Annotated in this window: 9 protein-coding genes and 1 pseudogene; 7 read left to right on the forward strand and 3 right to left on the reverse strand. The window is 63.1% G+C overall.

From position 1 onward, the window contains the following. Positions 1-95: 95 nt before the first annotated feature. Genes dmpG through ACGFK1_RS13095 form a run of 3 tightly spaced genes read right to left on the reverse strand, consistent with a single transcriptional unit; the run spans position 96 to position 2880 of the window. On the reverse strand, positions 96-1148 hold the full coding sequence (gene dmpG, locus ACGFK1_RS13085; protein WP_393429130.1) for a 4-hydroxy-2-oxovalerate aldolase: 1053 nt from the start codon (positions 1146-1148) through the stop codon (positions 96-98). After that, positions 1145-2062 carry an acetaldehyde dehydrogenase (acetylating) gene (locus ACGFK1_RS13090; protein WP_393429133.1) on the reverse strand — a complete coding sequence of 306 codons (918 nt, stop codon included), beginning with the start codon at positions 2060-2062 and terminating at the stop codon, positions 1145-1147. Before ACGFK1_RS13090 ends, dmpG begins: the two co-directional genes overlap by 4 nt. Before the next feature lie 32 nt (positions 2063-2094). Next, positions 2095-2880, reverse strand: coding sequence for a 2-keto-4-pentenoate hydratase (locus tag ACGFK1_RS13095; RefSeq protein ID WP_393429136.1), 786 nt, complete (start codon positions 2878-2880; stop codon positions 2095-2097). A gap of 84 nt (positions 2881-2964) precedes the next feature. On the opposite strand from ACGFK1_RS13095, the gene kstD reads away from it, so the two are divergent. The 7 genes and pseudogenes from kstD to ACGFK1_RS13130 form a co-directional block, all read left to right on the forward strand. Beyond that, complete coding sequence (gene kstD, locus ACGFK1_RS13100) at positions 2965-4686, forward strand: 3-oxosteroid 1-dehydrogenase (protein WP_393429139.1); 1722 nt, start codon at positions 2965-2967, stop codon at positions 4684-4686. Then, complete coding sequence (locus ACGFK1_RS13105; protein ID WP_393429142.1) at positions 4686-5546, forward strand: MaoC/PaaZ C-terminal domain-containing protein; 861 nt, start codon at positions 4686-4688, stop codon at positions 5544-5546. The genes kstD and ACGFK1_RS13105 overlap by 1 nt, the downstream gene beginning before the upstream one ends. Before the next feature lie 362 nt (positions 5547-5908). After that, a complete protein-coding gene (locus tag ACGFK1_RS13110; RefSeq protein ID WP_393429145.1) occupies positions 5909-6301 on the forward strand; it encodes a hypothetical protein in 393 nt (130 codons plus the stop codon). Positions 6302-6617: 316 nt separating this feature from the next. After that, a complete protein-coding gene (locus tag ACGFK1_RS13115) occupies positions 6618-8330 on the forward strand; it encodes a DUF4012 domain-containing protein (RefSeq protein WP_393429147.1) in 1713 nt (570 codons plus the stop codon). 1348 nt (positions 8331-9678) lie between these two features. Next, the gene (locus ACGFK1_RS13120) at positions 9679-10884 is read left to right on the forward strand and encodes an FAD-dependent monooxygenase (RefSeq protein WP_393429150.1); all 1206 of its coding nucleotides are present in this window, start codon (positions 9679-9681) and stop codon (positions 10882-10884) included. A gap of 452 nt (positions 10885-11336) precedes the next feature. Further along, positions 11337-12620: a lipid II:glycine glycyltransferase FemX gene (locus ACGFK1_RS13125; protein ID WP_393429153.1), complete on the forward strand. Its 1284-nt coding sequence runs from the start codon at positions 11337-11339 to the stop codon at positions 12618-12620. A gap of 445 nt (positions 12621-13065) precedes the next feature. Then, positions 13066-13343 (forward strand): annotated as a pseudogene (locus ACGFK1_RS13130) (glutamine--fructose-6-phosphate aminotransferase); the annotation flags it as partial. Between the last annotated feature and the right edge of the window lie 59 nt (positions 13344-13402).

Consider the following 13402-nt stretch of genomic DNA (forward strand, 5'->3'; position numbering starts at 1 on the left):
TGGTTTGCGACGGAAAGCCGCACCAAAGGCCTAACCCGGATCCGGGGGTGCCTAAACAAATCGCAGGCTGAGCGCGGTGTCAGCCGCGCACGGCGCTACTTCGCGGCGGCCGCGTCCTGCTCGCGCTTGATCTCGAGCGCGATGTCGATGAGCTGGTCCTCCTGGCCGCCGATCAGCTTGCGCTGACCCGCCCGGTGCAGCAGTTGATGGGCGGGTACGCCGTAGCGCTCGGACTGGCGGATGGCGTGCTTGAGGAAGCTCGAGTAGACCCCCGAGTAGCCCATGATCAGCGCATTGCGGTCGAGGAGGCACTCCTGCGGCATCGCGGGTTTGACGACATCCTCGGCGGCGTCAGCGATGTCGAAGAAGTCGATGCCGGTCTTCACACCGATCTTGTCGAACACGCCTATGAGGGCCTCCACCGGCGCGTTGCCCGCACCCGCACCGAACCGGCGGCACGAGCCGTCGATCTGCTTGGCCCCCGCGCGGACTGCTTCGACGCTGTTGGCGACGCCGAGGCCGAGGTTCTCGTGGCCGTGAAAGCCGACCTGTGCGTCGTCGCCGAGTTCGGCGACGAGCGCGGCAACGCGGTCTCGCACACCCTCGAGCACCAACGCGCCCGCCGAGTCGACGACGTACACGCACTGGCACCCGGCGTCGGCCATGATGCGTGCCTGTGCCGCAAGCTTTTCCGGCGAAATGGTGTGGCTCATCATCAGGAACCCGACGGTCTCGAGGCCCAGTTCGCGTGCCAGCCCGAAGTGCTGAATCGACACGTCGGCCTCGGTGCAGTGGGTGGCGATCCGGCAGATGGTGCCGCCGTTGTTCTGCGCCTCTTTGATGTCCTCTTTGGTTCCGACGCCAGGCAGCATCAAAAACGCGATCTTGGCCTCTTTCGCGGTCTCGGCCGCAAGCTTGATCAGTTCCTGCTCAGGCGTTTTCGAGAATCCATAGTTGAAGCTGGACCCACCGAGCCCGTCGCCGTGGGTGACCTCGATGACCGGCACACCGGCGGCGTCCAATGCCGAAACAATCGAGTGCACCTCATCTTTGGTGAACTGGTGGCGCTTGTGGTGGGAGCCGTCACGCAGCGATGTGTCGGTGATGCGGATGTCCCACACCGGGTTGAAGAAAATATCGGTGCTCATGCTTGTGCACCTCCCGCCAGAGAGAGTGATTCCTTCGCGATTTCCTCGCCGACCTTGGTGGCCGCCGCGGTCATGATGTCGAGGTTGCCTGCGTACGGCGGTAGATAGTCCCCGGCACCCTCGACCTCGATGAACGTCGTGACCAGGTGGTTGCCGCCGTTGACCACCGACGGCTCGTCGAACTGCGGTTCGTTGAGCAGCCGATACCCGGGCACATAGGTCTGCACTTCGGCGACCACGTCCTTGATCGACTGCGTGATCGCGTCGTGGTCAGCATCCTCGGGAATAGCGCAGAAGATGGTGTCGCGCATGATCATTGGCGGTTCGGCCGGGTTGAGGATGATGATCGCCTTGCCCCGCTTGGCGCCACCGATGTTCTGCACGCCGGCGCTCGTGGTCTTGGTGAACTCGTCGATGTTGGCGCGGGTGCCGGGTCCGGCCGACGCCGAGGACACCGACGCCACGATCTCGCCGTAGGGGACGTCGACAACACGGGAGACTGCGTAGACGATCGGAATGGTGGCCTGCCCACCGCAGGTCACCATGTTGACGTTCTCGGCGTCCAGGTACTGCCGCAGGTTCGCGGGCGGAATCACGCCAGGCCCTACCGCCGCCGGTGTCAGGTCGATCGCGCGGATGCCGGCTTCGGCATATTTGGGCGCCGCGTCCCGGTGCACGTATGCGCTGGTGGCCTCGAAGACCAGGTCCGGTTTGTCGCTTTGAGCGAGCAACCAGTCCACTCCCTCGTGCGATGTCTCCAGGCCGAGCTTGCGGGCACGGGCCAGCCCCTCGGACTCGGGATCGATGCCGATCATCCAGCGCGGCTCCAGCCACTCCGACCGCAGCAACTTGTAGAGCAGGTCGGTGCTGATGTTGCCCGACCCGACGATCGCGACAGAGGCCTTGCGAGCCATGGGTACTCCTCGCTATTCGAAGCTATTCAGAACTATTCGAAACTCAGTCGTACAGAACCCAACCCGGTGAAGTCGGCAACGAAATTGCTCCCAGGCGGTGCATCTATCGCACGCGTGCACGAGCCGGGCAACACGATGTCGCCCGCCTTCAACCGCACCCCGAAACCATCCACCTTCCGGGCCAGCCATGCCACCGCGGTGACCGGATTGCCGAGCACCGCGTCGCTGCGCCCCTTGGCGACGACCTCACCGTTGTTGGTCAGCACGGCATCGATGTTGCGAATGTCGATGTCCTTGGGCGAGACCCTCGCTTCACCGAGCACCCAACCCGCTGAGGAGGCATTGTCGGCGATGGTGTCGCACAGCTTGATCTTCCAGTCGGTGATGCGGGTGTCGATCAGTTCGATCGACGGTGCGAACGCGGCCGTCGCGGCCAGCACGTCGTCCTCGGTGCAACCTGCGCCGGGGAGGTCGTCGGCAAGGACGAACCCGACCTCGACCTCGACGCGCGGATACAGGTACTTGGCCGACCTGACTGGCCGGTCTTCGTAGACCTGCATGTCGTCGAGCAGGTGCCCGTAGTCGGGTTCGTCCACGTTCATCATCTTCTGCATGGCCTCCGACGAGAGGCCAACCTTGTGTCCCACTACGCGGGCGCCTTCTGCGACACGCTGCCGGATGTTGATCAGTTGAATCTCGTACGCGTCGACGACGTCGATATCGGGATTTCCGTCGGTCAACGGAGTGATGGGAACCCGGCTGCGCTCGGCCTGAGCGAGGTCGGCTGCGAGCTGTTCACGTACCTGGGCGCTGAGCATTTATGCTATGGCCTCTCTTGGTCCACTCGTTTCTTCGACCGGCGCAGTTGTGAGTCGGCCGGGCAATTCTATAACGTGTTCTACATGACGGGTCAGGAGTACGGCGCTTTCGACGTGGTCGTGGTAGGAAGCGGCGCCGCCGGCATGGTCGCCGCCCTCACCGCGGCCCACCAGGGACTATCCACATTAGTCGTCGAGAAGGCGCCGCACTATGGCGGTTCCACTGCGCGGTCGGGCGGTGGCGTATGGATTCCGAACAACGAAGTCCTCAAGCGCGACGGCGTGACCGACAGCCCCGAGGCTGCCCGCACGTACCTGCACACGATCATCGGCGACGTCGTCGAACCCGAGCGCATCGACACCTATCTCGAGCGCGGTCCCGAGATGCTGTCCTTCGTGCTGAAGCACTCGCCGCTGAAGATGTGCTGGGTGCCCGGCTACTCGGACTACTACCCCGAGATACCGGGTGGACGCCCTGGCGGCCGGTCGATTGAGCCGAAACCGTTCAACGCCCGCAAGCTCGGCGCCGACGAGTCCGGCCTGGAGCCGCCATACGGCAAGGTTCCACTGAACATGGTTGTGATGCAGCAGGATTACGTGCGTCTGAACCAGCTCAAGCGTCATCCGCGCGGCGTCCTGCGCAGCCTGAAGGTCGGTGTCCGCACGGTGTGGGCGAATGCGACGCGCAAGAATTTGGTTGGCATGGGTCGCGCGCTGATCGCCCCGCTCAGGATCGGCCTGCAGCAGGCGGGTGTTCTGGTCAGGCTGAACACCGCGTTGACCGACCTCTATGTCGAAGACGGCGTGGTGCGTGGCGTCTATGTCCGCGACATGAACGCCCCGGAATCCGCCGAGCCCGAGCTAATCCGAGCCCGTCGCGGAGTGATTCTCGGGTCAGGCGGATTCGATCACAACGAGCAGATGCGAGTGAAGTACCAACGTGCACCGATCGGCACGGAATGGACGGTCGGAGCCGAGGCCAACACCGGTGACGGCATTCTCGCGGGCGAAAAGCTCGGCGCCGCACTGGATATCATGGAAGACGCCTGGTGGATCCCGACGGTCCCGTTGGTCGGTGCGCCGTGGATCGCTTTGTCGGAACGGAACTCACCCGGCGCGATCATGGTCAACATGTCCGGCAAGCGGTTCATGAACGAGTCGCTACCCTACGTCGAGGCCGGTCACCACATGTACGGCGGACAGTACGGCCAAGGGCCGGGGCCTGGTGAGAACATTCCCGCCTGGCTGGTCTTCGATCAGCAGTACCGCGATCGCTATATCTTTGCCGGACTGCAACCCGGACAACGCATCCCGACCAAATGGCTCGACTCTGGTGTCATCGTCAAGGCCGGCACCCTGGAAGAGTTGGCGCAGAAAGCCGGCGTCCCTGTCGACGCCTTGAAGGCGACGGTCGAGCGGTTCAACGGCTTCGCCCGGTCAGGCACCGACGAGGACTTTCACCGCGGCGAAAGCGCTTACGACCGCTACTACGGCGACCCGACCAACACGCCCAACCCGAACCTCGGGGAGATCATCCACCCGCCGTATTACGCGGCCAAGATGGTGCCCGGCGACCTCGGCACCAAGGGTGGCATCCGCACTGACATCCATGCCCGCGCGCTGCGCGACGACGGTTCGGTCATCGCCGGGCTGTACGCCGCGGGCAACGTCAGCGCGCCGGTGATGGGACACACCTACCCGGGGCCAGGGGGGACGATCGGTCCCGCTATGACTTTCGGGTACCTCGCGGCGCTACATATCGCTGCAGCCGCGAAGGCGGCGACATCCGATTCGGGGAAGAACTGATGCCGATCAATCTGGACGAGGCGCTGGGCGCCGAACTCGAACCGGCCGAATTCTCTTGGACCAGTAGCGATATCCAGTTGTACCACTTGGGCCTCGGCGCGGGCGCCGACCCGATGGACAAGCGTGAGCTGCGTTACCTGACCGACGAGACACCTCAGGTGTTGCCGACGTTCGGCAACGTCGCGCAGAGCTTTCACATGACCAAGCCGCCGACGGTGCAGTTCCCCGGCATCGACATCGAGCTCTCCAAGGTGCTGCACGCCAGCGAGGCGGTGTCGCCGCCAGCCCCGATCCCGCCGTCGGGCACCGGCGTGGCGGTGACGCGCTTCACCGACATCTGGGACAAGGGCAAGGCCGCGGTGATCTGGTCGGAGACGACGGTGTCGGCGCCGGACGGCACGCTGCTGTGGACGCAGAAGCGGTCGATCTTCGCGCGCGGCGAGGGCGGCTTCGGTGGCAACCGCGGGCCGTCGACTTCATCCGAACCCCCAGAACGCGCACCAGACGTCGAACTCTCCATACCTGTGTCGCCGCAGCAGGCGCTGCTGTATCGGATGTGCGGTGACCGCAATCCGCTGCATTCGGATCCGGACTTCGCCGCCGCGGCCGGGTTTCCGCGTCCGATCCTGCACGGCCTGTGCACCTACGGCATGACCTGCAAGGCGATGGTGGATGCGCTGCTGGACGGGGACGCGTCGCGGGTGGCCAGCTATGGCGCCAGGTTCGCGGGTGTGGTCTTTCCCGGTGAGACGCTGACGGCCAGCGTCTGGAAGGCGGGCGATGGTTTCCGGGCCGTCGTCACCGCGCCGGCGCGCGATGACGCCGTGGCATTGGCCGGCGTCGAGCTCATCCCGGCGTAGCCGTCGGCCAGGCTGCTAGTCCTTGCGCAAGCAAACTGCAGCAAACTCCTGGGGCCTGACAGTCAGCGGCCACTTGGGCTCAACGCATTTGAAGGCAACCCGTTGACATTGCGATTCTCCGGTCAACTGACTCATCCCGGCGGTGCGATCTCGATGACGTGCCGTGCGCACGGTTAAGTGTCCCGACGCGCGCGTCGAATTTTCCGGTCTAAGTTCGCTGACGGTGTCGTCGAATCTCATCATCCGAACGACCGACACAGTTGCTGGCAAACGCCAAAAATCCACGAATCTAGTGGTTGACAGGCTATTGTCGGGTCTGCGAAGCTAGCAGGGACTTCCACGGAGGAAAGGCAGGGGGAGCCATGAACACGATTGCTACAAAGCTCCAAGTTGGTACCGCAGCACTCGCCGTCGCGGCGGCGGCGACGTTAGTACCGGTGGCGGCACAAGCCGCACCCGAAATCTCGGCGCCTACCGCGCCGATCACGCAGGTAATTGACCGTGCGGTCGAGGGAACAGGCATCGCCAGCATTCCCGAGTTCAGCTTCTTCTTCTTCGGCCCGACGCCTTCGTCGCAGCCGCCGGGGATCACGTTGTTCAGCCCGGGTTTCCCGATTCTCGGTCCGGTCTCGCAGATCCTCAATCCGCTCTGGCGCGTGCTCGGCCTGAACGGTAAGGAGCTCTGCCTCGGTGGCGCCAGCATCCAGTGGGGTTCTTACGGCGGGTTCAGCGTCCGCATCGGACTCGGCTGCTAACCACCTCCGTAAGCAAACGACTAATCGACCGCCCGGCGTGCCGAGCGGTCGATTAGTCGTTGTCCAGTACGGCGTCGATACCGGTTTGAGCAAACATCTCCCGTAACCGCCGATTTTGCTTCACACTGAAAGAATCGGCACACACGGGGGGGATACTGTCGACGTGGCAAACGCAACAGATGACGATCACGGGTCGCAACCGGACGAAGGCGCATCTGAAGTCAGCAACTCTGTGCAGACGCGGCGCACCAGATGGCGGTCCCTTCCTCGGGGTCGGCGACGCGCGGCCGCCGGAGGGCTCCTGCTCCTTCTCGTTGTGGCGTTCGCGGCCTGGCTCGGGTACCAAGCGACGCAGGCCAAGTCGTCCCTCGAGCAGGCACGCGCCAACGCGCAGAACGCGAAGGATGCGCTCTCGAAGGCCAACGTCGGCGAGGCGACAAAGTGGGCGGACGCCGCACAGTCGGAGGCCCGGCGGGCACAGGACGCGACGCATTCGGTGCCGTGGAACATCGCCTCGGTTGTGCCGTGGTTGGGTAGTCCCTTCAAGAGCGGGCAGCAGATTTCCGACGTCGTCATGGGCCTGGCCTCGGACGTCTTGAAGCCCTCTGTGGGGGTCGCGCAAGCCCTGTCGCCCGAACATCTGCTGAGCGGCGACGGACGAGTCGACGTTCAACTTCTTAGCGACAACGCGCCGAAACTAGAAGAAATCTCGAAAGCTGCGAAAAGACTCAACGCTCAGGCGGAAGCAATCACTGACCCTGCTTATCTCTCGGCTATCGGCGACGCGCGCTCCGCACTCCAAACGCAGACGTCAGATATCACCGGACTGCTGGCGAACACGGCGCTTGCCGGTCGACTCGCAGGGCCGATGATGGGCGCGGACGGCCCGCGGGCGTACTTCATAGGATTCCAAACCAACGCCGAGGCTCGAGGCACCGGTGGGTTGGTCGGCGGGTTCGGCATTCTTCAGTTCGACAACGGCGCCGCAAGCGTGGACACACTGGGACAAAACGTAGCCCTGGATAGGAAATACGCACCGATTGATCTTGGCGAAGAGTTTACGAAGGAGTACGGGTTCAACAACCCTACGACCGATTTTCGAAATAGCAATTACAGCTCGCATTTTCCCTACGCCGGCCGCATATGGCAATCCATGTGGGAACAGATATCGGGACAGCGGGTAAACGGTTCGATATCAATCGACCCAGTGGCGCTCAGTTACATCTTGGGCGCAGTCGGCCCGGTAACGATGCCGGATGGTGAGGTGATCACCAAAGACAATGTTGTCGAGATGACCGAGAACACTTCTTATATCCGGTTCGCTGACAACAACGAAGCGCGCAAACAGTACCTTCAAGATGTCGCTGCCGCTGTCGTGCGAAAGATGACCGGCCACCTGGAATCGCCTCGTGCGCTTCTCGATGCGCTGGGCAAGTCGGTCAGCGAGGGACGAATCGCGGTGTGGAGCGCCTCGCCCGAGGAGCAAAAACTTCTCGAAGAAACACCCCTGGCCCACGTCGTGCCCGACGACCCGGCACCGTTTGCGTCGGTGGTCATCAACAACCTGGGCGGAAACAAGCTAGATTATTACCTGACTCGAGAAATCGAGTACTCAGCTGGAGAATGTGATTCGGATACTCGAAAGTCGGCTGTCACCGTCCGATTGACGAACAAGGTCCCCGACGCCCCTTTGCCCGAATACATTGCGGGCGCCGGAGGACTTCGCGAGTTGACGCCGGAGGTCGACCTGCCGTGGGCCACGAACGCAACCTCGGTTCGATTACTTGCCACCAAAGGAGCGACCCTGACCGGAGTCTTCGTCAATGGCATGAAAGTGCCGTCGGTCTTCGGCGGCATGGAACGCGGTCATCCAACGTTCGAAGTACAGCTGGGCCTTCAGCGTGACCAGCCGGTCGTCATTCGTTACGAGCTCAGTGAACCGACCGCGCCTGGGGCCGCTCGAGTTCCGATTCAGCCACTCCGGGACGAAGTCACACCGAAGGTGTCAGTACCCACCTGCTCAAATTGAGTGGTTATAACCCGCAGTGGGCACAACTTGACGGTGTTGCGTCGGATTGCCTTGCCGGACTGTACGAGCGCTCGGCAGTCCACATCCGCGGCATAACCGGATAGCTTGCCCGCGCGAAGAGCGGACAGACGTACCGTGGACGCCGCCTGCCCGCAGCCATGGCACGCCCCTCCTGCTGGCAGCCAGGGCACGCCCGTCGCAGCCGGCGTTGATGAAACCCCCGGCGCCGGCGGACACGACGCCCACATCTCTGCCGCCGGCACCTAAGGAGTGGCTCGACCACCACGCGTGGAACTCATCGAAAGTTGACCCCTGCAGGCCTGGTTATACCTCGCTGAGCACTAGCCTGGCCTCGTCGGTCCATGCCACCGTGGGACGGCCATCTTGGACGCCGCAGAACAGTACGCCACTGACCTTGTCCGGTGTCGCGTTGCGCCGCCACGGTCCCGGTGACTGAATGTTTCCGGGGCAGTTGACCATTGTCGACGCCTGCACGATGTCGTTGAGCGCCGCGTCGAGCGCGGCCTTGTCTGAAACCAGTGTGTAGGTCGCCGACCGCGAATCACCCCCGTCGGAGTTCTGCTCGCAATTGACAAGTAGCCGATACGTCGCTCTGGCAATTCACCTGCCACTCGCCGGAAAGGCCTTTCCAGGCCCTTCGACTCAGCGATCCGCGCGACGCTGCCAAGCAGCACGCAAGCTCGGCAAGCAAATACAATGCGCTCCTTGACATGGCAAGGGACCACTCAGCATTTCAATTGTCGTGGTCCGATTTCTGTCGTATGTCCGGCTTACATGTCGGTGGATTGACACATCGCCTTGGTAGCAATGCGTTTTGCCGCGCTTTCAGTGTCAGATGTCTATGTTGCTCTGTACCACACGAATGTGATTCGATCCCCGCCGAGGGGAAACAAGCAAACGCTGCGCTGCACATTGAGCACGCCAAGTTGGAGGCGGGTCCGGCCCGCGGAGGGTGTCTTGGGCGCGCATTGCTAACTCTTTAGTGCGGTTAGTTTCGAGACGAGGGACGGGCATCGCGCACTGGCGGCGGCATAGCATGGTTGCGCTACCCGGCAAAGGCAGGGTGCTGGGATTCGCCGCCGGCGCTGTGGTCTAGAGATCGGGTTGTCTCATGGGAAGACGGTAGGGCTAGAGCTCAGCGATCAAATTAGTCAACTCTATTCAGTGGTTGGGCAAACGGAGTAGCGTTTGCTCATGCCATCGGTCGCACGATGACATTGAGCCGATGGGTAAGCGGCCTAGGTCTTCGTCGAGGTGCTGTCGCGGTGGAACTTTATTTCGCCGCTGATTCCAACGAGAGAAAGGGTTGGGCTTGAGGATTATTTGCGTGGGCGCCGGCCCCGCGGGGTTGTACTTCGCGCTCTTGATGAAGCGCGCGGAGCCAAGCCACGAGGTTGTGGTGTGCGAGCGGCGTTCGCCCGGCTACGTCGGCGGCTGGGGCGTAACCATATGGGACGACTCTATGGTCGAGCTGCAGTCAAACGACGAGGTCACTGCCGCCCGCGTCCGCGAGGCGGCATTCGAATGGCACGGGATCGTTGTCGATCGAGCAGGTGAGCGCGTCCAGTACGAAGGCAGTTGCTACGCCATCGCGCGCGCGACCATGCTCGACATCCTGAGTGAACGCGCGACCTCACTCGGTGTCGACATCCGCTTCGACACCGACGTCACCACCGCGTTCAGGGACGCCGATGTCGTCGTAGCATGCGATGGGGCAAATAGTGCTCTGCGCGAACGCGATGCCCAACGGTTTGGGACTCACGTCGTCCCCGGGAGAGCGAAGTTCGTCTGGCTCGGTACGACGAAGGTCTTCGACCCGTTCATCTTTGCCTTCGTACGCAGCCAAGCGGGGTGGCTTTGGTTCTATGCATACGCCTTCGATGAATCTACGAGCACGTTCATCGTCGAGTGCACCGAAGACACGTGGCGCGGTCTTGGGCTACACGAGGCATCGGCATCCGACAGCCTCCATGTCCTCGAGCAGCTCTTCGCGGACCATCTCGACGGCGAATCGCTGATGAACACCCCTGGACGTGAGGATCCAATGCTGCCGTGGATGAACTTCCCCACGGTCACAAACGAACGGTGGTACTGCGAGAACGTCGTGCTGATGGGCGACGCCGCACACACAACGCACTTCTCGATTGGGTCGGGAATGCGCCTCGCCCTCCAGGACGCAGCCTGCCTCGCGCGCAAATTGCAGACCGAGCCGACCGTTGCCGAAGCGTTCGCTGGATACGATCTGGAACGACGCGCCGCGCTCATCGGTCCACAAACGGAAGCGAGGTCCAGCCAACAGTGGTTCGAGAACTTCGAGCGGTACGCGGATCTGCCGGCAGCGGCGCTTTGCGCGCTGCTTCGCGCCCGACGCGACCCGCTCATGATGAAGGTGTCGCCACAGCTGTATTACCGAATCGACACGATGGTGAATTCAGTCGGGTTCACGCGCACGCTGCGCCATCGAGTGGGCCCGCGGCTGCGCACGCTGTATGGCAAGCGCACAGGCCGCAAGGCGGGGATGTCTGCATCGTGACGCTCGGCTCGAACGACTCCACGCCTGCGGTCAGATTCGCCGCGACGGCCTTAGTTCGTCGGGCCACGGCGAAGCCATCGGGCCATTACTGGCCCCGGTGCTCGCGCTTCCATCCTCCGGTTGTGTCTGAAGCTCGGAACCGATCTTGTGTGCCCATTGCCACATCTGTCCAATTGAGTTTCGACACCGGTTCAGTGCAACGTCGGCAGCGTTGTTTCTTTGCACGCGACGAGGTACACCTTCGACCCGGCGATCTGTTCGGCAGACCCAGACCCGCCGCGTCGGTACCGGGCATAGAGTTTGCCCAGCGGGGTCAGTAGGACATGACGACATCAAGTCGACACTAAGGGGCGCGGCGTGTCGGGGGTTCGGGTGGTTCGATCGCACAGCGAAGTCGCCGCCCTACATGACTGCGGCGACTCGGTACCCTCGACGCCCTCCTGGACGCGAAAATGATCGGTCGCAATTTGCCAGATCCACTCGTCGACTACGAAACCGAGGATGGCCGTGACACCTGCTCAGTCAGACTAAGCTGCCGGCCCGACACGCGTGAGCTCGCGAAGTGGGACGAGCTTGTGCAGAACGTCCCCGGTAGCGATGTCGCTCAGCTATCCCCTTGGGCGGAGGTGCGTCGGCCAGCCGGTTTCGAGCCGCTGTACCTGTTTGTGCAGCGGGGTGCCGAGCTGGTCGGCGGAGCACTGGTGCTGACGCGTAGGCTACCGCTTGTCGGCGAGGTCGGTTACGTGCCGTACGGGCCGGTGATCGCCTTCGGCGCGGAGCGCGATCCAGTCATCGCCGCACTGGGTGCCGCGATGCGGCGACTCGCCAGCCGCAAACTGCGGATGCTGTTCGTCCAGCCACCGCTCGAGGGCGCGGACATCAGCCTCGAACTCCGACGAACGGGCTTCCGGCCCTCGCACGCAGGCATCGCCCCTGTCGCCTCGCTCCGCTTGGACCTTGCCAAGGACGAAGGGGAACTTTTCTCGGCGCTGCCCAAAGAAACACGACGACGTGCCCGGAAATGGCCGGAGTGTGGGGTGCGAGTCCACCGCGGCACAGAACAGGATGTGCCACTCTTGGCGCGGCTGCACGCGGCCACCGCGCGGCATCACGGTTTCGAGCCCATCCCGCTCAACTACCTTGAGACCCTCTACCGGCGGCTGGCCCCAACTGGCCATGTAGAACTGTTCATCGGGGAAGTGGACGGCATACCCGTGTTCGCCGACCTGCTCACCGGCTGCGGCGGTGTCCTTAAGGGACGCGTGACTGGCATGGATCGCGACTCCGCGGCGGGTCGGCTAAAGGTCCCGGCCGCCGTCCGTTGGGAAACAATTCGATGGGCGAAGGCGAAGGGCTACCGCTGGTTTGACTTCGGCGGGATCCGCGATGCGGCGGTGACAATACTCCAGGAAGAGCGGTCGGACTTGTCTGCATTGACAAGTTCGGAGGTGTTCAAGGCCTCCTTCGGCGGAACGCCGTTCCGGTATCCGACGCCCGTCGAGATGATCTCCCCGGCAGTGGTCCGGGCCGCCTATGATTTCACGTTGCGCGGGCGGGCTAGTGGTCGCCTGGCGGCGCGGACTTCTCACCTCCTGCGATTAGGCGGCATGTCGGCCGGCGGCGTGTGGCGAAGCGTTATCCCATTCGCTCATCGAACTAATGACGCTGGCAGCAAAACGGAGGATTCTCCGTTAGGTCCAATCTGGAACCAAGAACAGAGCAGCCAATCAAGCTGAGATTCGAAACGGGATCAAACGGGACCTGCCCCTCACGCGCAAACTCGATGAGGGCCTCCGGCTGTTCAGCAATACCGGCGCGCGGCGCGGGCCGGCGCCCACCTCGAAGGCCTCTTCGAGCAGATCGCGGAGTACGACGCCTTGCTCCGGCAGCTCACCGGCATCACGCTTGCCGAAGCGGCGGTTTTCGAGATCGGATGGGAACGTGTTGCCGTCACGACCGAGCTTCTGCGCGAGTTCAAACTTGTAGCACTTCCCTGCTTCAGCAAACCGAACTCGGGCAGGCTAGGTGTTCGTGTGGGGCACGTGCCAAAGCCGTGTACCCCTCGAGTTATCTGCAAACTTAACCAAACGACCACGTTGTCATCGGCTCGGGGCCGGTCCGTTTGTGCAAGTCTGCTTGGATTTGCTACGTCCACTGGACGGCTGCCGTACCGTTGGCGTTATGTGTGGAATCTTCGGCTACGTGGGGTCGCGTAATGCGCGGGGCCTGTGGTCGATGCGCTGCGGCATATGGAGTACCGCGGTTATGACTCGGCCGGTGTGGCCGTGCTGGATGGTCGTGGCGGGTTGACGGTGTTCCAGCGGGCGGGGCGGCTGGCCAATCGAGGGCGTGCGGTGGCTGACACCGATGCCGCGGTGCTGGCGGGCTGCACAGAGTTGGGCCATACTCGCCGGCCAACCCACGGGCACCCGACCGACCGCAACGCGCATCCGCACCGCGTGGGGTGTCAGCTAACTCCGCAAACGGCGCCCGGGTCCTTGTGATGGCCCAGATCGTA

This window comes from Mycobacterium sp. NPDC048908, from assembly GCF_043197955.1.
In the GTDB taxonomy this organism is placed as follows: Bacteria; Actinomycetota; Actinomycetes; order Mycobacteriales; family Mycobacteriaceae; genus Mycobacterium.

Coding starts and splice junctions, on each gene's coding strand:
- dmpG (WP_393429130.1), bottom strand. CDS start 1,148: ATGAGCACCGATATTTTCTTCAACCCGGTGTGGGACATCCGCATCACC.
- ACGFK1_RS13090 (WP_393429133.1), bottom strand. CDS start 2,062: ATGGCTCGCAAGGCCTCTGTCGCGATCGTCGGGTCGGGCAACATCAGC.
- ACGFK1_RS13095 (WP_393429136.1), bottom strand. CDS start 2,880: ATGCTCAGCGCCCAGGTACGTGAACAGCTCGCAGCCGACCTCGCTCAG.
- kstD (WP_393429139.1), top strand. CDS start 2,965: ATGACGGGTCAGGAGTACGGCGCTTTCGACGTGGTCGTGGTAGGAAGC.
- ACGFK1_RS13105 (WP_393429142.1), top strand. CDS start 4,686: ATGCCGATCAATCTGGACGAGGCGCTGGGCGCCGAACTCGAACCGGCC.
- ACGFK1_RS13110 (WP_393429145.1), top strand. CDS start 5,909: ATGAACACGATTGCTACAAAGCTCCAAGTTGGTACCGCAGCACTCGCC.
- ACGFK1_RS13125 (WP_393429153.1), top strand. CDS start 11,337: ATGATCGGTCGCAATTTGCCAGATCCACTCGTCGACTACGAAACCGAG.